Below are 17,947 nucleotides of genomic sequence, written 5' to 3'. Positions count from 1 at the left end.
GGGCGATCAGATGGTGCCCGGGCGCGTCACTCGCCGCGCACCATCCGCCGCAGTCTCGGCAGCCGCTCGGCAACCGCCCGCTCCGCGCCCCGGGCGGTGGGCTCGTAGTAGTTCCTCCCGACGAGATCGTCCGGCGGGTACTGCTGGGCGAGCACGCCGGACGGGTCCAGCAGCGGGTGGCGGTAGCCGATCGCGTTGCCGAGCTTCTGCGCCCCGGCGTAGTGCCCGTCGCGCAGGTGCGGCGGCACCGGTCCGACCGCCCCGGCCCGCACGTCGGCCATGGCCTTGTCGATCGCCTGGATCACCGAACCGGACTTCGGCGCGGTGGCCAGGTGCAGGGTGGCCTGAGCGAGCGCGAGCCGGCACTCCGGCATGCCGACCAGTTGGACGACCTGCGCAGCGGCGGTCGCGACCAGCAGCGCCGTGGGATCGGCCATGCCGATGTCCTCGCTCGCGTGGATCATCAGCCGGCGCGCGATGAACCGCGGGTCCTCCCCCGCCACCAGCATCCGGGCGAGGTAGTGCAGAGCGGCGTCCGGGTCCGAGCCGCGGATCGACTTGATGAACGCGCTGATGACGTCGTAGTGCTGGTCGCCCTGCCGGTCGTAGCGCACCGCGGCCTCGGTGACCGCGCGCTCCACCGCCTCGACGTCGAGGGTGGTGCCGTCCGTGCCCGCGACGCCGTCCGCGGCGGCCTCCAGCGCGGTGAGCGCCCGGCGGGCGTCACCGGCGGCCAGCCGGACCAGCGCGTCCTCGGCATCGGGGCGCAGCTCGACAGCGCCGGCCAGGCCGCGCTCGTCGGTCACGGCGCGGCGCAACAGCACCCGGATGTCGTCGTCCGACAACGGCTGCAGCTGCAGGACCAGCGAGCGCGACAGCAGCGCCGAGACGACCGAGAACGACGGGTTCTCCGTGGTCGCGCCGACCAGCAGCACGATGCGGTCCTCCACGGCGCCCAGCAGCGCATCCTGCTGCGTCTTGGAGAACCGGTGCACCTCGTCGATGAACAACACGGTGACCTGACCGGACCGATCGCGGCGACGCCGCGCGTCGTCGATCACCGCACGCAGGTCCTTCACCCCGGAGGAGAGCGCCGACAGCGCAACGAAGTGCCGGCCCTCACCGGCGAGCAGCTGCGCGATCGTGGTCTTCCCGGTGCCGGGCGGTCCGTAGAGCAGCACCGACGCCGCCGTGCCGCCCTCGACGAGCCTGCGCAGCGGGGCACCGGGCCGCAGCAGGTGCGCCTGGCCGACGACCTCGTCGAGGGTGCGCGGGCGCATGCGCGCGGCCAGCGGCGCCGTCGCGCCGGGCTGGTCCACGCCTGCTGCGGTCGGCGGCGCCTCGTCGATGTCGAACAAGCCGTCGGGATCCATGCGACCAGCCTGCCAGGGCGGAGATCGTGCCCCGCCCCGACTCCAAATGTCCATATCGTGGGAATCGGTTTCGCATATCGGGACCACGCGTTGCATCATCGGGTTGTCCGACACCCCGGACCCCGTTCTCCGCCCTGCCGATCCAGGACGAGCCCCACCCGCCCTGACGACAGGTGCCTCCGCATGACACTGCTCTCCACCCGGGCCCGGGCCGTCCGCGCCTCGGCCATCCGCGACCTGCTCACCCTGACCGCGCGGCCCGACGTGCTCAGCCTCGCCGGTGGCCTGCCCGCCGCCGACCTGATGCCGCGCGAGCGGATCGCCGCCGCGACCGCCCGCGCCCTCACCGATCCCGCACACCTGCAGTACAGCCCCACGACCGGCACCGACGCCCTGCGCGCCGTCCTCGCCGCGCACGAGAGCGAGCGGCTCGGCCGGCCCGTCCCCGCCGACCGGACGGTGGTGACGACCGGTTCGCAGCAGGCGCTCGACCTGCTCGCACGCACCCTCCTCGACCCCGGTGACCCGGTGGTCGTCGAGGATCCCGGCTACGTCGGCGCGCTGCAGGTGCTGCAGGCCGCAGGCGCCGAGCTGCACCCCGTCCCGCTCGACGAGGACGGGATGTGCGTCGACGTGCTGGCCGACCGGCTCGCCGCCGGGCTGCGGCCGCGTCTGGTGCACACCGTGTCGAGCTTCCACAATCCGCGCGGGGTCACGCTCGCGCCGGAGCGCCGCCGGGTGCTGGCCGGGCTCGCCGACCGGTACGGGTTCCTCGTCGTCGAGGACGATCCGTACGGGCTGCTCGCGTTCGACGGCCGGCCGCCGCGGCCCGTCGCCGCGCACGGTGAGCGGGTGGTGCGGCTGGGCTCGACCTCGAAGGTGCTCGCCCCGGCGCTGCGGGTGGGCTGGCTGACCGGCCCCGCCGAGGTCTGCGCCGGGGTCGAGCGACTCAAGCAGCTCACCGACCTGTGCACCTCCTCGCTCACCCAGGCGATCACCGCCGAGCTGCTCGCCGACACCGCGTGGTTCGCCCGTCACGTGGCACGCGTCCGCACCGCCACCGCCGAGCGGGCCGCCGCGTTCACCGCGGCCGTCGCAGAACTCCTGCCGGGCGTCGAGTCCACCTCACCCACCGGTGGGATGTTCTGCTGGCTGACCTTCCCCGACGGCACCGACACGGCCGAGCTGCTGCCCCGCGCCCTGACCGCAGGGGTGGGGTACGTGCCGGGCGCCGCCTTCGCCGTCCGGGAGGACGTTTCCGCAGGTGGGCACGCCGCCGAGGCGCGCTGCTGCTTCGCGACCTACCCGCCGGGCACGGTCCGCGAGGCTGTGCGGCGGCTCGCCTCCGTCGTGCCGGTCGCTGCGACGTAGGGTCGTTGTCGTGCGGCAGATCCTCGAACTGCTGGAGCGCGACGCCCAGCTCTCCCCCGACACCATCGCGACGATGCTCGACAAGCCCGTCGAGGAGGTACGGGCGGCGATCGCGAACGCGGAGGCGTCCGGCGCGATCCGGCGCTACCGTGCCGTGATCGACTGGGACAAGGTCGACGAAGACCCCACCAGCGAGGAGGTCACGGCGTTCATCGACGTGTCGCTCACCCCGGCCCGCGGGGTCGGGTTCGACGACGTCGCCGAGCGCATCGCCCGCTTCGAGGAAGTCCGCAGCGTCTACCTGGTGTCGGGCACGCAGGACCTGCGCGCGACCGTCACCGGCCGCAGCATCCGCGCCGTCTCCGACTTCGTGTCGCAGAAGCTGTCCACCATCGACCGGGTCCGCTCGACCGCCACGCACTTCGTGCTGCGCACCTACAAGCGCGACGGGGTCGCGTTCACCCCGATCGAGCCCGACCACCGGCTGCGGGTGACGCCCTGATGCGCCCGCTCAACGACGTCATCTCCGCCTGTCCGCCGTCGGGCATCCGGCGGTTCTTCGACATCGCCTCGGAGATGGACGACGTCATCTCCCTCGGGGTCGGCGAACCGGACTTCGTCACCCCGTGGCGGGTGCGCGAGGCCGGCATCTACGCCCTGGAGCACGGCTACACCACCTACACGTCGAACGCCGGGCTGCCCGAGCTGCGCCAGCTCATCTGCGAGGGGCTGAAGCAGCGCTACGGCGCCGACTACTCCTGGCAGGACGAGTGCCTCATCACCACCGGGGTGTCCGAGGGCCTCGACCTCACCCTGCGGGTGCTGCTCAACCCCGGCGACGAGGTGATCGTGCCGGAGCCGTGCTACGTCGCCTACGAGCCGTGCGTCGCGTTCGCCGGCGGCACCCCGGTGCGGGTGGCGACCCGATGGGAGGACGGCTTCGCCATCGACCCGGCCGCGATCGAGGGCGCGATCACCCCGCGCACGAAGGCGGTGCTGCTCGGATCGCCGGCCAACCCCACCGGTGCGGTGCAGCCGCGGGAGGCCCTCGAAGGGCTCGTGCGGCTGGCCGAGGAGCACGATCTCTACCTCGTCTCCGACGAGATCTACGACCGACTCACCTACGTCGGCACCCACACCTGCCTGGGCGCGCTGCCCGGGGCGCGGGAGCGCACGGTGGTGCTCGGCGGGTTCTCGAAGGCCCAGGCCATGACCGGTTGGCGGGTCGGGTGGATCTGCGCGCCGCAGCCGGTGGCCGAGCTCGCCGTGCGGGTGCACCAGTACACGATGCTGTGTGCGCCGCACATCTCCCAGCTCGCCGCCGTGGAGGCGCTCGCCCACGCCGACGACGAGGTCACCGCGATGGTCGCCGACTACGACCGGCGGCGGCGCGTGTTCGTCAAGGGTCTGCGGGAGACCGGGCTGGAGTGCCCCGAGCCGCAGGGGGCGTTCTACGCCTTCCCGTCGATCCGGTCGTCGGGCCTGGACTCCGAGACGTTCGCCGAGAAGCTGCTGCACGCCGAGCACGTCGCGGTCGTGCCGGGCAGCGTGTTCGGCCCGTCGGGCGAGGGGCACGTGCGCTGCTCGTACGCGACGGCGCTGCCGCTGCTGGAGGAGGCGCTGGTGCGGATCGACCGCTTCCTCCGGTCGCTCTGACCGCCGGGTGCACCGGCGAGCGCGACGGCGTTCCCCGACGGTAGCGCTTCGAGCTCGAACCGGATGTGACCGCCGCCCTGCGCCGGGCCGCCCAGCGGGCGGACGCGACCCTGAGCGGCCTGGTGCAGGCCGCGTGGGGCGTGGTGCTGAACGCAGTCACGGCCAGGACACCGTCGTCTTCGGCATGGTCGTCGCCGGCTGGCCCGCCGATCTCGACGGTGTCGAGGAAGCCGTCGGCCTCTTCCTCACCACGATCCCCACCCCGGTCGCGCTCGGCGCCGACCCGACCCGCGGCGATCTCGCCCGCCAGGTGCAGCGACCCAACACCGGCTGCTCGAGCACCGTCCGTGCCGCTCACCGATCTGCACCGCGTCACCGGACACAGCCCGTCGTGCGACGCCCGCGCACCGGTCGCGCGCAGTTCGACCGCCGGTAGTCGGACGTCGACGCAGCGCAGTCTTCGCGCGCCGTTCACAGCCCTGCAATGCGCGCCGGCCACGCTGTCACGGCATGGACGACACCGCGCACCCCGCACCTCCTGAAGCACCCTGCGGCACCACGGCGGACGCTGGCCGCTGCCCGCTCTGCGCCCGCCTCCGCACCCCGGCCGACGTGGCCGGACTCGAGTGGAGCAGCCAGCACGAGGTCGACGGCAGCATCACCTGGATCTGCCCGACCTGCACCCGCGCCCAGCTGTGGCGCATCGAGGCGCTGCTCGCCGTGGCCAGCCCGACGGCGCCGGTCGCGCCCACCGCGCTGCGTCCGGCCGCCTGAGCCGGCGATGTGCACGGCCCCGGGCGGGCGGAGGGGTACGCCCGGGATCACGCCAGGGAGCGGAACGCCGGGAAGACCGGCAAGGTGCCCGGGGTGTCCGGGTAGCGGCGGCCGAGCGCGTCGGCCACCGCCGTGCCGAGCTCGGCCGAGGCCGGGCGCACGTCGGTGGCCATCCGCGCGACCTGCCTCCAGTAGTGCGAGAGCGCCGTGCTGATCCGCGGCGAGCGGGTGGCGTCGGCGCCCACAGTCACGTCCCGCACACGGATCCGGGGCAGCAGCCACCAGGTGCAGAGCCACACCCACAGCAGCTGCGCATCGAGCAACCGCTCCTCCAGGTGCTCCGGGTCGTCGAGTTCGGGCCACACCGGGGCGATCTCGCTCCGCCACGCCTCGAGCATCGCCTCGGCCATCCCGTCGGGCAGCGCGAACGACGCCTCACATCCCGGGAAGGGCACCCGGAAGTAGGCCGCGTCCAGCGCCACGTCGCGGAAGCACCCCCACTCGAAGTCGACGAACCGCACACCCCGGCTGGTGACCAGGTTGTTGTCCGGGCAGGTGTCGGCGGGGCTGAAGGCCCGGTAGCGGGTGCTGCCGAGCAGCCGCACCGTCTCCCGCGCCTCGGCCACCGCCTCGGCCGGCACCGTGACGCCCAGATCCTGCGCCAGCACCTTCGGCAGCTCGGCGAGCGCGACCCGGGCGTCCTCGGCCACCGGGTCACGCCAGGCCCGCTCCCCGAGCCGGCGCAGCAGCGCCCCGAAGTCGTTCTCCCGCCCGGCGGTGGCGGCCTGCATCCGGCCCAGCGCCCGCGCCCACGAGAGCAGGCACCGCTTCGCCGAGTCCGGGTCCGGGCCGAACAGCTTGTCCGCGAGGGTGGAGCTGCGGCCGAGGTCCTCCAGCACGAGCAGCCGCGCCTGCTGGTCGTACGCGATGAGCACCGGGCTCGGCCGGGCGTCCGCCGGCAGCGCCGTGAACAGCTGGCAGCTGGCGACCTCGTAGTGGAACGGATCGGGCCGGTTCGGGTCCGGATCGCCGAGGTAGTGCTTCACCACGAGGGTGCGCGGCAGCGAGAAGGGGTTGCGCGCGACCCGCGCCCTCGCGACGACCGAACGGTCGCTGCCCCCGAGGTCCTCCGGATCAGCCAGCACCACCTTGGCGCCAGCGCGGCGGGTGAGAAGCCGTTCACCCGCTGCCAGTGCCGCCAGCACGGGCCGCGGAAACCCGGCGAGGTCGCGAGCCATCGGGCCGACCCTACCGTGAACGTGTCCCGAGCACGGGGTGGCTCCCACCCGCGCAGCCGCCCACTCGGGTGGGCCCGCCCGCGGCGCGCACTCAGAGCAGGCTCAGCTGCTCCCCGGCGACGACGGTGGGTACGAGCTGCTCGGGCGGGCGCAGCTCGCGAACCTGTTTTCGCCGGTCCAGGCCGTGCCGGCGCAACAGCGGCGCGACCCGCGCGGCCAGCATCCGCCGGTAGTCGGGATCGACGTACGCGCCGCGGCGGTACAGGTGCGCGTACGGCTCGACCAGTTCGGCGTGCTCCTGTTCCAGCCAGCGCAGGAACCATTCCCGAGTTCCCGGACGCAGGTGCAGGGCGAGCACCGTGGCCCCGCTGGCGCCGGCCGCTGCGATCCGGCCGAGCACCGCGTCGAGCGCCTCCTCCGAGTCCGTGAGCAGCGGCAGCACCGGTGCCACCATGACCCCGCAGTCGAACCCGGCGTCGGTGATGCGGCGGACCAGGTCCAGCCGCGCGGCCGGGGACGGAGCCCCGGGTTCGAGGCTCTCCTGAAGGGCCCGGTCGAGCAGCGCGACCGACACCCCGAGGCCGACGGGCACGTCGGCGGAAGCCGCCACCAGGTCCGGGAGATCACGCTGGAGCACGGTGCCCTTGGTGAGGATCGAGAACGGGGTGCCCGACCGCGCCAGCGCCCGGATGATCCCCGGCATGAGCCGGTAGCGGCCCTCCGCCCGCTGGTACGGGTCGGTGTTGGTGCCGAGCGCGACCTGCTCACGTCGCCAGCGCGGGGACCGCAGCTCCTTCTCCAGCACCCTGGCGACGTTCGTCTTCACGACGATCTGGGTGTCGAAGTCGGCACCGGCATCGAGGTCGAGGTAGGTGTGCGAGTTGCGGGCGAAGCAGTTGTGGCTGATCACCCCCTCGGCCACGAAGTCGCCCGTGCCCGTGGTGATGTCGTACATCGTCATCTCGCGGCCGGTGGCCCGGATCTCGACCACGTCGAGCTCCGGCCCGCCCTCGACCGGTGCGCCGGCGAGCCGCCGCCGGGCGCCGACCGCCGGGTCGACGCAGTGGACCAGCCGCATGAGCTCCGGGACCCCGCCGGCGAGGCGCACCGCTCGGGACCGGCCCGCGAGCTCGACGACGAAGCCGAAGCCGAGCCGGTGCAGCGCGCCGGCGACCCGGCCGAGGACCTCCTCGTCCTCGTGCTCGATCCGCAGCTCGCCGCCGGACACGCTGCCGCGGGCATCGACGCAGCCGGCGAGGAACCCGGCGCACCAGTCGTCGTCGGGATCCAGCGGCCAGCGCGCGATCCCCTCGGGGTCCGGCCGTTGCGCCCGGCGGGCCGGGGCGACCAGCACCATGCGACCGGCCTCGACCCCGGCGACCACCGGCCGAGTGGGCGCGGCCTCCGCGACGGCCGTGTAGTGGTGCGCGCGGCCGAGCGCCTCCAGCGCCAGCCGCTCGGACGGGAACACGGCCGGCCCATCGGAGCGGACGAGCCCGCAGAGGTACCCGCGCCGGTAGGCGGCCGGGTGCGCTCCTCCACCGCGCCCGGAGACGAGGTCGGCGACGAGCCAGCCGAGACCGAGGAGGCGGCTGCCGGCGCGCAGGTGGGGGCGCCGCCCCGACCGGCACCAGCCGGGCGCGACGTGCCGCCAGCCACGGTCGGTGAGGAACCGGTGCTCCCCGCTCGTCACGAGTGCGGTGCCGTCGGCGAGCCGCACGGTGTGGGCCGGCCTGCGGGTCGCCCAGTGAGCGAGCACCGGGGTCGGGACGTACCGCCGGGCCCCGGGCCGCGCGGGATCCGGCTCCGTGCCGAGCACGACGTCGCCCACGCGCAGCTCGGCGATGGGCCGCACACCACCGTCGGCGAGCAGGACGCGTGTGGCCCCGGCCAGGCAGTACACGCACGCGTGCGAGCAGCCCCGGTACGGGTTCACCGTCCAGGTGAACGGCATCCGGGAGGTGCCCGGCACGCGGTTGAGCGCCGAGCGCGCCTCGACCTCGTGGAAGGTGATGCCGGCGAACTCCGGGGGCCGCACCGTGCGCAGGAGCCCGCGCAGGCCGGGGAGCGCGGGCATGTCACCCACGCCGTCGTCGAGAACTTGCTGGCCGCTCCACCGCATAGGTGTAGTCGAACACACGTTCGAGCAGAGTGCAAGCGGGAACCCGATGCCGGCCGGCGACCCCGCGGCTCCGGTGGCCCCCTCCGCCCGACCCGGCCTCCTCGACCGGTTGACAGGATGTGCCCGTGGACGGGCCGGATCCGCAACGGTCGTCCCGGCCCCACCCGGGCCCGGACGGGCCTTCGTCGACCCCTCGGCACGCCGCCCGGCCGGAACCGGGCCGCGGGACGGCCCGGCCGCCGCACCAGCCTCCGCGTCGAGCGCTGCACGAGCCGCCGCCCGCGACCGGTGGTGGCCGCCACCTCCGCGCGGACGAACGCCCGGATGCGGAGTCGTCACCGGAGTTCTACCCGGGCCCGCCGACAACGCGCGCGACGCGACGGACGGACGGCGGCGCGGCTCCGCGGTCGCGCCGGCGGACGCCCGCGGGAGTCCCCGCCGAACACCCGGACCCCGGCGCGGCGGCCACCGGAGACCGGCGGCGCGTCGCCGGGGGCCCACCGCGCGGGCGTAGGCGGGCGGTTGCCGCGCCCGCCCCCGATCGTCACCGCGGTGGGGTGCACGGTCACGGGCACGGCCACGCACCGGCCGCGCCGGCCGGGCGGCGGGTCCGGCTCGCGATCGCGGCGCTCCTGGTGCCGTGCGCACTGGCCACGCTGATCGGTGTGGTGCTGCTGTGGCCGGGCGGTGCCGGGCACAGCGAGCCCGTCGGCGCCGAGGAGCCGGTGCGGGCCACGGTGGTCGCCGCGACCGCTTCGGACTGCGTGGCGGGGTCCGGCGACGGTGCCTGCGCGGGGATCACGGTCCGCACCGCGGACGGGCCGGTGCCCGGTCAGGACCTCCTGCTGGTTGTACCGATCGAACCGGGCACGCCGCGGTTCGCGGTCGGCGACGAGGTGGTGCTGGGCTGGTCGGGGGCGGACCCGAACAACCCGGGTTCGTACCGCATCGCGGACTTCCAGCGCTCGGAGCCGCTGTGGTGGCTGGCCGCGCTGTTCGCGGTGGCCGTGCTGCTGCTCGGCCGGTGGCGGGGGCTCGCCGCGCTGGTAGCGCTGGGGCTGAGCTTCGTGGTGCTGCTGGCGTTCGTGCTGCCGGCGATCCTCGCCGGGCGGGATCCGTTGTCCGTAGCGATCGTCGGGTCGGGCCTGATCATGTTCCTGGTCCTGTACCTGACGCACGGGTTCTCCGCGCGCACGTCGACGGCGGTGCTCGGCACGCTGCTCTCGCTCGCGCTGATCGGCGGGCTGGGTGCGGCGTTCTCCGCCGCGGCCCGGTTGACCGGGCTCGACGATCAGACCACCACCCTCATCGCCTCGCTCGGCACCGGGGTGGACGCGCGGGGGCTGCTGCTGGCCGGGGTGGTGATCGGCGCGCTGGGCGTGCTCGACGACGTCACGGTGACCCAGACCAGCGCGGTGTGGGAGCTGCACGCGGTCGACCCCGCCATGGGGACGCGCCGGCTGTTCGCCGCCGCGATGCGGATCGGCCGAGACCACGTCGCCTCGGCGGTGAACACGCTCGTGCTGGCCTACGCGGGTGCGTCGCTGCCGCTGATGCTGCTGTTCACGCTCTCCGGCCAGCCGCTGGAGGTCATCGCGACGCAGCAGGACGTGGCGACGGAGATCGTGCGCACGCTGGTCGGCAGCATCGGGCTGGTCGCGTCGGTGCCGATCACGACCGGGATCGCCGCGCTGGTGGTGGGGCGCCCGTCAGCCCGCTGAGCGGGCCACCAGGCCGGCCTCCCCGCCGCCGTCCACGTCGACCAGGATCTCCAACCCGGAGAACGCGGCCCTCAGCTCCCCCGCGGGCGCGCGGAACGGGCCGGGGCCGACGCCGACCTCGGACAGCACGGTCACGACCAGCAGACCGCCCGGGGCGAGCACCGCCGTGAGCTGCGGGTACAGGCGCGGATCGCGGAACCGCTGGCACACGACCACGTCGTAGGGGCCGGTGCACCGCGGCGGGAGGCCGTCGTCGAGATCGTGCTCGATCGTGCGCACGCCGGGGGCCGCCGCGGCAGCCAGGCCGACGGCGGACACGTCCACCGCGTCGACCTCGAAGCCGCGGGCCGCCAGCCAGCGCGCGACGGCTCCGCGGCCGCAGGCGACGTCGAGGGCCCGGCCACCGGGCGGGAGCAGGTGCTCGCGACCGCGCAGCAGGTCCGGCGGGTGCGGCCCGGCGTCGTCCGCGGCGGCGTGGCGGGCGTTCCAGCGTTCGGCGTCGCTGCGCACGTGGGCGACGATAGCCGCGGGCGACCGGTGTCAGGCCAGCCGGTTGACGATCTCGTCGACGACGGAGTCCAGCGCGACGGTGTCCTGGTCGCCCGAACTGAGGTCCTTGAGCCCGACGGTGCCGGCGTCCAGGTCGCGGTCGCCGAGGACCAGCGCGTAGCGGGCGCCGGAGCGGTCCGCCGCCTTCATACCGGCCTTCATGCTGCGGCCCCCGTACGCCATGTCGACGCGCACCCCGGCCTTCCGCAGCGCGGCCGCGAGCTGCACCAGCTTGCGCCGGGCACCGTCGCCCAGCGGCACGCCGAACACCTCGACGCGGGCCGTCGACCACGGCTCGACGCCCTCGGCGCGGCATGCCAGCAGCACCCGGTCCACCCCGATCCCGTAGCCGATCCCGGCGAGGTCGGCACCGCCGAGCAGGGACATCAGCCCGTCGTAGTGGCCGCCGCCGCCGATCGCCGACTGCGCACCGAGACCCGGGTGCACGAACTCGAACGTCGTCTTCGTGTAGTAGTCCAGCCCGCGGACCAGGCGCGGGTTCTCCACGTAGCGGATGCCGAGATCGTCCAGGTGCTGCTTGACCGCGGTGTGGTGCTCCTTGGCCGCGGTGGACAGGTGGTCGATCAGCAGCGGTGCGTCGGCGACCATCCTGCGCACCTCGGGCCGCTTGTCGTCGAGCACCCGCAGCGGGTTGACCGCGACCCGCTCCTGAGTGGCCTCGTCCAGCGGCAGCTTGCGCAGGAAGTCCTGCAGCAGCTCACGGTAGGCCGGGCGGCACTCCGCGTCGCCCAGCGAGTTGATCTCCAGTGTGTAGTCGCGCAGGCCGAGCGCGCGGAACCCCTCGTCGGCCATCGCGATGACCTCGGCGTCCAGCGCCGGGTCGTCCACGCCGATCGCCTCCGCGCCGACCGTGTAGAACTGCCGGTACCGGCCCGCCTGCGGCCGCTCGTAGCGGAACAGCGGCCCGGCGTAGCGCACCTTCACCGGCAGCCCGGCCTTGTCCAGGCCGTGCTCGATGACCGCGCGCACGACACCGGCGGTGCCCTCCGGCCGCAGCGTCACGGAGCGGTCGCCGCGGTCGGTGAAGGTGTACATCTCCTTCGTGACGACGTCGGTGGACTCCCCCACCCCGCGGGCGAACAGCTGGGTGTCCTCGAACACCGGCAGCTCGATCAGGGCGTAGCCGGCCCGGTCGGCCGCGGCGATCAGCGTGCGCATCACGTGCTCGAAGGCGATCGACTCCGGCGGCACGTACTCCAGCACGCCCTTGGGGGCGGCGAACCGTCCGGCGCCCGGGGCGCCACTGTCACGGCCGGTCACAGTCCGATCCTCCGATCCAGCTGCACGGCGGGCGCGTCGGTAGGCACGTCGTCCTCGTGCAGGTCCTGCAGATAGGGGTTGGCCGCGCGTTCCCGCCCGACCGTGGTGGCGGCACCGTGCCCGGGCAGCACGACGGTGTCGTCGCGGCGCGACAGGAACACCTTGCGCAGCGACCCGCGCATGGCCGCCATGTCACCACCGGGCAGGTCGGTGCGGCCGATCGAGCCGGCGAACAGGGTGTCACCGGCGAAGACGATCTCGACACCGTCCTCGGTGGCGCTGGAGAACACCACCGAACCCGGGGTGTGCCCGGGTGCGTGCTCGACCCGCACGGAGAGCCCGGCGAGATCGAGCTCGGCACCGTCGGTCAGCTCGCGCACGTCCGCCGGCTCGCGGAACACGATCCGGCCGCCGAAGACGGCTGTCGCCTGGCGGGACATGCCCTTGGCCGGATCGGCGAGCAGCTCCCGGTCGCCGGGATGGATCCAGGCCGGGATGTCGTGGCCGTCGCAGACCGGGGCGACGCTGAACGTGTGGTCGAGGTGCCCGTGGGTCAGCAGCACGGCCACCGGGGTGAGCCGGTGGCGGGCCAGGGTCTCCTCGAGCGGGTCGACGGCGTGCTGGCCGGGATCCACCACGACGCACGGCCCACCGGCGGCGGGTGCGACGACGTAGCAGTTCGTCCGGAACGAACCTGCGGGGAATCCGGCCACGAGCACCTGTCCAGCCTAGGCTGCGCGGGCTCGCAGGCCTCGGCCCGGTGCCCGGGCCTGCTCGGCTCGATCGCTATCCTCCGGGCCCGTGGCCACCAACCAGATGCGTCGTGAAGCGGCGAAGCGCAAGCTCGAGCGGCAACGGCAGCGACGGATCGAGCGGGCCCGCAGACGCAAGCGGATCGCTGCGATCACCTCTGCAGCCGTCGTCGTGGTGGTGGTCATCGCCGTCGTCATCCTGACGACGCTCCCGTCCGGCCAGGAGGATCCCGGCACCACCGGCGACACGACCACGGCCGCGCTGGGCAACTGCACGTTCACCCCGGACGGGGAGGCCCCGGCGAAGCCCGCGCCCGTCCCGGTGAGCGGGCAGGTGGCGACCACCGGCACCCAGGCCGTCCAGATGCAGACCTCGGCCGGCCCGATCGGCCTCACCCTCGACCGCTCGACCGGCCCGTGCGCGGTCGAGAGCTTCATCAACCTGACCCAGGTCGGCTACTTCGACGACACCCCGTGCCACCGGCTCACCACCGAGGGCATCAAGGTGCTGCAGTGCGGCGACCCGACCGGGCAGGGCACCGGCGGCCCGGGATACACGATCAACGACGAGCCGCCGACGCACCTGCCGCCCGGCCCGACCGCCGGCACCGCCACGTACCCGCGCGGCACCCTCGCGATGGCGAAGACGGCCGCCCCGAACTCGGGCGGCAGCCAGTTCTTCCTGGTCTACGAGGACTCGCCGCTGCCGCCGGACTACACGGTCTTCGGCACGGTCGACGAGGCCGGCCTCGCCACGCTGGACAAGATCGCCGCGGCGGGCGACGACGGCAGCAACGGACCGGGCGACGGCCGGCCCACCACGCAGGTGACGATCGAGAAGGTCAGCCTGATCTGAGGCTGCGGACCGAGGCTGTCGGACCGAGGCTGCGGACCGAGGCCAGGGTGCCGCTCAGCTCGCGCTGGTGATCCGGTAGACGTCGTAGACGCCCTCGACGTTCCGCACCGCCTGCAGCACGTGCCCGAGGTGCTTCGGGTCGCCCATCTCGAAGGAGAACCGGGAGACCGCGACCCGGTCCCGCGAGGTGGTGACCGACGCCGAGAGGATGTTGACCTTCTCGTCGGCGAGCACCTTCGTGATGTCGGAGAGCAGGCGGTGTCGGTCGAGGGCCTCCACCTGGATGCCGACCAGGAACACCGAACCCGGCGACACCGACCAGCGCACGTCGACCAGGCGCTCCTCGCGCTTCTTCAGGTCGGCCGCGTTGGTGCAGTCGGTGCGGTGCACGCTGATCACTCCGCCGCGGGTGACGAACCCGAGGATCTCGTCCCCGGGCACAGGCGTGCAGCAGCGCGCCAGCTTGGTGTACACGTCCGCCATCGAGCTCTGGCCGTTGTTGACCGAGCCGTCGGCGTCCACCACGACGCCGGAGTCCGGCGCCGCCCGGCGCTGCCGCACCGTGGACGGGGTGGAGCGCTCGGCGAGGTCCTCCTCGACCTCCTCCTCGCCGCCGAGCAGCGCGACCAGCCGCTGCACGACGTGCCGCGCAGACACGTGCCCCTCCCCCACGGCGGCGTACAGCCCGGACACGTCCGGGTAGCGCAGCTCGCGGGCCAGCGCGGCGACCGCGTCGGCGGAGACCAGCCGCTGCAGCGGCATCGATGTGCGCCGCGCCTCCTTGGCGATGGCCTCCTTGCCGGCCTCGATGGCCTCCTCGCGCCGCTCCTTCGCGAACCACTGGCGGATCTTCGTCTTCGCCCGGGGCGACGCGACGAACGACAGCCAGTCCCGGCTCGGCCCGGCGTCGGGGGCCTTCGACGTGAAGATCTCGACGACGTCGCCGGACTCGAGCTTGCGCTCCAGCGCGACGAGCTTGCCGTTGACCCGGCTGCCGATGCAGCGGTGCCCCACCTCGGTGTGCACCGCGTACGCGAAGTCCACGGGGGTGGAGCCGGCCGGGAGCGTGACGACGTCACCCTTCGGCGTGAACACGAAGATCTGCGGCGCGGCGAGGTCGAACCGCAGCGAGTCGAGGAAGTCCGACGGGTTCGCGGCCTCGCGCTGCCAGTCGAGCAGCTGGCGCATCCACGACATCTCGTCGATCTCGACGGTTCCGGTGGACGGTCCGTTGTTGCCGCGCAGCTCCTTGTACCGCCAGTGCGCCGCGATGCCGTACTCGGCCGTGCGGTGCATCTCGTGGGTGCGGATCTGCACCTCGAGCGGTTTCCCGTCCGGCCCGATGACGGTGGTGTGCAGCGACTGGTAGACGCCGTAGCGGGGCTGGGCGATGTAGTCCTTGAACCGGCCCGGCATCGGCTGCCACAGCGCGTGCACCATGCCCATGGCCGCGTAGCAGTCGCGCACCTCGTCGACCAGCACGCGGACGCCGACCAGGTCGTGGATGTCGTCGAAGTCGCGCCCCTTGACGATCATCTTGCGGTAGATCGAGTAGTAGTGCTTGGGGCGCCCCTCGACCTTCGCGTTGATCCGCGCGGAGTCGAGCTGCTGGGTGAGCTCGTCGATGACCTGCTTGAGGTAGGTGTCGCGGGACGGCGCCCGGGTGGCCACCAGGCGCATGATCTCGGAGTACTTCTTCGGGTGCAGGATCGCGAACGAGCGGTCCTCCAGCTCCCACTTGATCGTCGCCATCCCGAGGCGGTGCGCCAGCGGGGCCATCACCTCGAGCGTCTCGCGCGCCTTCTTCGCCTGCTTCTCCGGCGGCAGGAAGCGCATGGTGCGCATGTTGTGCAGCCGGTCGGCCAGCTTGATGACCAGCACCCGGGGGTCACGGGCCATCGCGACGATCATCTTGCGGATCGTCTCGGCCTCCGCGGCCTGGCCGAACTCGACCTTGTCCAGCTTCGTGACGCCGTCGACCAGGTGCGCGACCTCGTCGCCGAACTCGGCGCGCAGCGCCGCGAGCGGGTAACCGGTGTCCTCCACCGTGTCGTGCAGCAGCGCCGCGACGAGCGTGGTGGTGTCCATGCCCAGCTCGGCCAGGATCGTGGCCACGGCGAGCGGGTGGGTGATGTAGGGATCGCCGGACTTGCGCTTCTGCCCGGCGTGCTTCTCGGCGGCCACGTCGTAGGCGCGCTGCAGGAAGGCCAGATCAGCCTTCGGGTGCATCGACCGGTGCACGGTCGCCAGCGGCTCCAGCTCGGGCGCAACCGCGGCGACGCGCTGCGGGGTCATCCGGCGGGCGATCCGCGCCCGGACACGCCGCGTCGCGGAGGGGCGGGCCTGCGGAGCCGGGCTCAGGGACTGGTCGTCCGTGTCGGACACGGGCGCACCGGTGTGGGGAACCCCGGTCATCGGCATGCCACCCTCACGTCACCCAGGATAGTCCGCCCGGCCAGGGGCGCGAGGGCAGGACGCGAACGGTGCGTCAGACGGTCAGCAGAGCGTGGACGGGCACGTCGCCGAGCCGCTCGCGCCCGCCGAGCCCGTCGATCTCCAGCAGCACGCCGAACCCGATCACTCGACCGCCGGCCGACGCCACCAGGTCGCACGCCGCGGCCGCGGTCCCGCCGGTGGCCAGCACGTCGTCGACGAGGAAGACGTCCGTGCCGGGCTCGACGGTGTCAGCCGGCAGTTCCAGCGTCGCCGTGCCGTACTCCAGCTGGTAGGTGCGCGATGCGGCCACCTTCGGGAGCTTGCCGGCCTTGCGCACCGGCACCACTCCCAGACCGGCGACCAGCGCGGCCGCCGAGCCGAGCAGGAACCCGCGCGCCTCGATGCCGGCCACCAGCCGGGCCGCGCCGACGAGCGAAGCCAGCTCCGTGGCGACGGTGGTGAACGCCTCCGCGTCGGCGAGCACCGGGGTGATGTCGCGGAACAGCACCCCCGGCTGCGGATGATCGGGCACGTCCCGGACCAGGCCCCGCACCCGCACTAGATCGGGATCGAGCTCGCTCACCGGCGCCGCTTCCCGGTCGGGCGAGCGGCTGCCCTGCTGCCTGGACGCTGCCGCTGGGCCCGCGCCGGCACGCCGGCCGCCGCGGCCATGGCCCGCTCCCGCCGCGCGGCGGTCTCCTCGTCGACGGGCAGTGCCTCGGTCGGCGGCTCGGCGTCGTCCGCAGCAGCCGGGTTCGACCCGGCGGCACTGCTCCCGGCGGCCTGCTCGGCCCGCTTGCGCCGCTTGGCCAGCACCTTCGCGGTGTGGTCGCGGTAGCGCTTGTCGCGCATCTTCAGGTCGACCAGCAACGGGGTGGCCAACAGGATCGACGAGAGCACGCCGGCGATGATGCCGACCATCTGCACGAGGGCCAGATCGGCGAGCGTGCCGACGCCGAGCAGGCCGACGCCGACCACCAGCAGCCCCAGCACCGGCAGCACCGCGATCAACGAGGTGTTGATCGAGCGCATCAGCGTCTGGTTGACCGCGAGGTTGGCCGCCTCGGCGTACGTGCGGCGGGTGAGACTGAGCAGCCCGCGGGTGTTCTCCTTGACCTTGTCGAACACGACGACCGTGTCGTACAGCGAGAACCCGAGGATCGTCAGCAGGCCGATGACCGTGGCCGGGGTGACCTCGAACCCGACGAGCGAGTAGACCCCCGCCGTGACGACGACGTCGTGCAGGAGCGCGACGATCGCCGCGACCGCCATGGCGCGCTCGAAGTAGAGCGCGAGGAACAGCGTCACCAGCACCAGGAACACGCCCAGCGCGATCAGCGCCTGGCGGGTGATCTCCCCGCCCCACGTGCCGGAGACGGCCGAGTCGCTGATCACCGCCGGGTCGGGCTCCCCGTTCGCACCGATCGGGCGGAACTTCTCGAACAGCGCCTCCCGCAGGCTGATCAGCTCCGCGTCGGTGAGCGTCTGCGCCTTGATCTGGATCGTCGCGGTGTCGCCGGTGCCGACCGACTGCACCGCGTCGGGCTCGCGGCCGAGGGTCTCCTCGAACACCGCCCGCACGGTCTCCACCTCGGCCGGAGCGGCCTGCGTCCGCGCGGGGAACTGGACCTGGCTGCCGCCGGTGAAGTCGATGCCGAGGTTGAACCCCTTGACGACGATCGATGCGACGCAGATCAGGATCAGGACGCTGAACCCGATGTACCAGGTCTTCCGCTTGCCGACGATGTCGAAGGCGCCGGTCCCCGTGTAGAGCCGGCTGAAGACGCCCTGCTCGGCCGCTGCGTTCGGCGTGCTCAT

The 17,947-nt window shown here is 73.5% G+C and carries 16 protein-coding genes; 7 read left to right on the top strand and 9 right to left on the bottom strand.

Going from position 1 to position 17,947, the window contains the following annotated elements; genetic code table 11:
* Positions 1 to 26 precede the first annotated feature (26 nt).
* Entirely contained in the window at positions 27 to 1,373 is a 1,347-nt protein-coding gene (locus BUE41_RS24780; protein ID WP_073459727.1) for a replication-associated recombination protein A, read from the bottom strand.
* Between the two features lie 183 nt (positions 1,374 to 1,556).
* On the opposite strand from BUE41_RS24780, the gene BUE41_RS24775 reads away from it, so the two are divergent.
* The 5 genes from BUE41_RS24775 (at position 1,557) to BUE41_RS24755 (ending at position 5,174) form a co-directional block, all read left to right on the top strand.
* Entirely contained in the window at positions 1,557 to 2,744 is a 1,188-nt protein-coding gene (locus tag BUE41_RS24775; RefSeq protein ID WP_073459726.1) for an aminotransferase-like domain-containing protein, read from the top strand.
* Positions 2,745 to 2,754: 10 nt separating this feature from the next.
* Positions 2,755 to 3,246: an Lrp/AsnC family transcriptional regulator gene (locus tag BUE41_RS24770; protein WP_073459725.1), complete on the top strand. Its 492-nt coding sequence runs from the start codon at positions 2,755 to 2,757 to the stop codon at positions 3,244 to 3,246.
* A complete protein-coding gene (locus tag BUE41_RS24765) occupies positions 3,246 to 4,400 on the top strand; it encodes an aminotransferase class I/II-fold pyridoxal phosphate-dependent enzyme (RefSeq protein WP_073459724.1) in 1,155 nt (384 codons plus the stop codon). Before BUE41_RS24770 ends, BUE41_RS24765 begins: the two co-directional genes overlap by 1 nt.
* 133 nt (positions 4,401 to 4,533) lie before the next feature.
* Positions 4,534 to 4,836, top strand: coding sequence for a hypothetical protein (locus BUE41_RS24760; protein ID WP_143172336.1), 303 nt, complete (start codon positions 4,534 to 4,536; stop codon positions 4,834 to 4,836).
* 74 nt (positions 4,837 to 4,910) lie between these two features.
* The gene (locus BUE41_RS24755) at positions 4,911 to 5,174 is read left to right on the top strand and encodes a hypothetical protein (protein ID WP_073459722.1); all 264 of its coding nucleotides are present in this window, start codon (positions 4,911 to 4,913) and stop codon (positions 5,172 to 5,174) included.
* 47 nt (positions 5,175 to 5,221) lie between these two features.
* Here BUE41_RS24755 and BUE41_RS24750 read toward each other — a convergent pair whose 3' ends face one another.
* Positions 5,222 to 6,412 carry a hypothetical protein gene (locus BUE41_RS24750; RefSeq protein WP_073459721.1) on the bottom strand — a complete coding sequence of 397 codons (1,191 nt, stop codon included), beginning with the start codon at positions 6,410 to 6,412 and terminating at the stop codon, positions 5,222 to 5,224.
* Positions 6,413 to 6,503: 91 nt separating this feature from the next.
* On the bottom strand, positions 6,504 to 8,534 hold the full coding sequence (locus BUE41_RS24745) for an intein-containing Rv2578c family radical SAM protein (protein WP_268794546.1): 2,031 nt from the start codon (positions 8,532 to 8,534) through the stop codon (positions 6,504 to 6,506).
* A gap of 557 nt (positions 8,535 to 9,091) precedes the next feature.
* On the opposite strand from BUE41_RS24745, the gene BUE41_RS24740 reads away from it, so the two are divergent.
* The gene (locus BUE41_RS24740) at positions 9,092 to 10,255 is read left to right on the top strand and encodes a YibE/F family protein (protein WP_084755777.1); all 1,164 of its coding nucleotides are present in this window, start codon (positions 9,092 to 9,094) and stop codon (positions 10,253 to 10,255) included.
* On the opposite strand, the gene BUE41_RS24735 is transcribed toward BUE41_RS24740, so the two are convergent.
* From BUE41_RS24735 to BUE41_RS24725, 3 genes are read right to left on the bottom strand one after another with little or no spacing between them, the layout of a single operon-like run.
* Complete coding sequence (locus tag BUE41_RS24735; RefSeq protein WP_073459720.1) at positions 10,244 to 10,765, bottom strand: class I SAM-dependent methyltransferase; 522 nt, start codon at positions 10,763 to 10,765, stop codon at positions 10,244 to 10,246. The genes BUE41_RS24740 and BUE41_RS24735 overlap by 12 nt on opposite strands.
* Positions 10,766 to 10,795: 30 nt before the next feature.
* A complete protein-coding gene (gene hisS, locus BUE41_RS24730) occupies positions 10,796 to 12,085 on the bottom strand; it encodes a histidine--tRNA ligase (protein ID WP_073459719.1) in 1,290 nt (429 codons plus the stop codon).
* Positions 12,082 to 12,804, bottom strand: a complete 723-nt coding sequence (locus BUE41_RS24725) for an MBL fold metallo-hydrolase (protein ID WP_073459718.1) — start codon at positions 12,802 to 12,804, stop codon at positions 12,082 to 12,084. The genes hisS and BUE41_RS24725 overlap by 4 nt, the downstream gene beginning before the upstream one ends.
* 82 nt (positions 12,805 to 12,886) lie before the next feature.
* Here BUE41_RS24725 and BUE41_RS24720 point away from each other — a divergent pair, with 82 nt between their 5' ends.
* The gene (locus tag BUE41_RS24720; RefSeq protein ID WP_073459717.1) at positions 12,887 to 13,693 is read left to right on the top strand and encodes a peptidylprolyl isomerase; all 807 of its coding nucleotides are present in this window, start codon (positions 12,887 to 12,889) and stop codon (positions 13,691 to 13,693) included.
* A gap of 54 nt (positions 13,694 to 13,747) precedes the next feature.
* Here BUE41_RS24720 and BUE41_RS24715 read toward each other — a convergent pair whose 3' ends face one another.
* The 3 genes from BUE41_RS24715 to secF form a co-directional block, all read right to left on the bottom strand.
* Positions 13,748 to 16,108: a RelA/SpoT family protein gene (locus BUE41_RS24715; protein ID WP_073459755.1), complete on the bottom strand. Its 2,361-nt coding sequence runs from the start codon at positions 16,106 to 16,108 to the stop codon at positions 13,748 to 13,750.
* A 73-nt stretch (positions 16,109 to 16,181) separates the two neighbouring features.
* Positions 16,182 to 16,712 (bottom strand): adenine phosphoribosyltransferase, encoded by a 531-nt coding sequence (locus BUE41_RS24710; protein WP_073459716.1) that lies wholly within the window; start codon positions 16,710 to 16,712, stop codon positions 16,182 to 16,184.
* The gene (gene secF / locus BUE41_RS24705) at positions 16,709 to 17,947 is read right to left on the bottom strand and encodes a protein translocase subunit SecF (RefSeq protein ID WP_073459715.1); all 1,239 of its coding nucleotides are present in this window, start codon (positions 17,945 to 17,947) and stop codon (positions 16,709 to 16,711) included. The genes BUE41_RS24710 and secF overlap by 4 nt, the downstream gene beginning before the upstream one ends.

It is taken from the genome of Pseudonocardia thermophila, from assembly GCF_900142365.1.
GTDB lineage: Bacteria > Actinomycetota > Actinomycetes > Mycobacteriales > Pseudonocardiaceae > Pseudonocardia > Pseudonocardia thermophila.
This window is presented reverse-complemented; position numbering and strand designations above follow the sequence as displayed.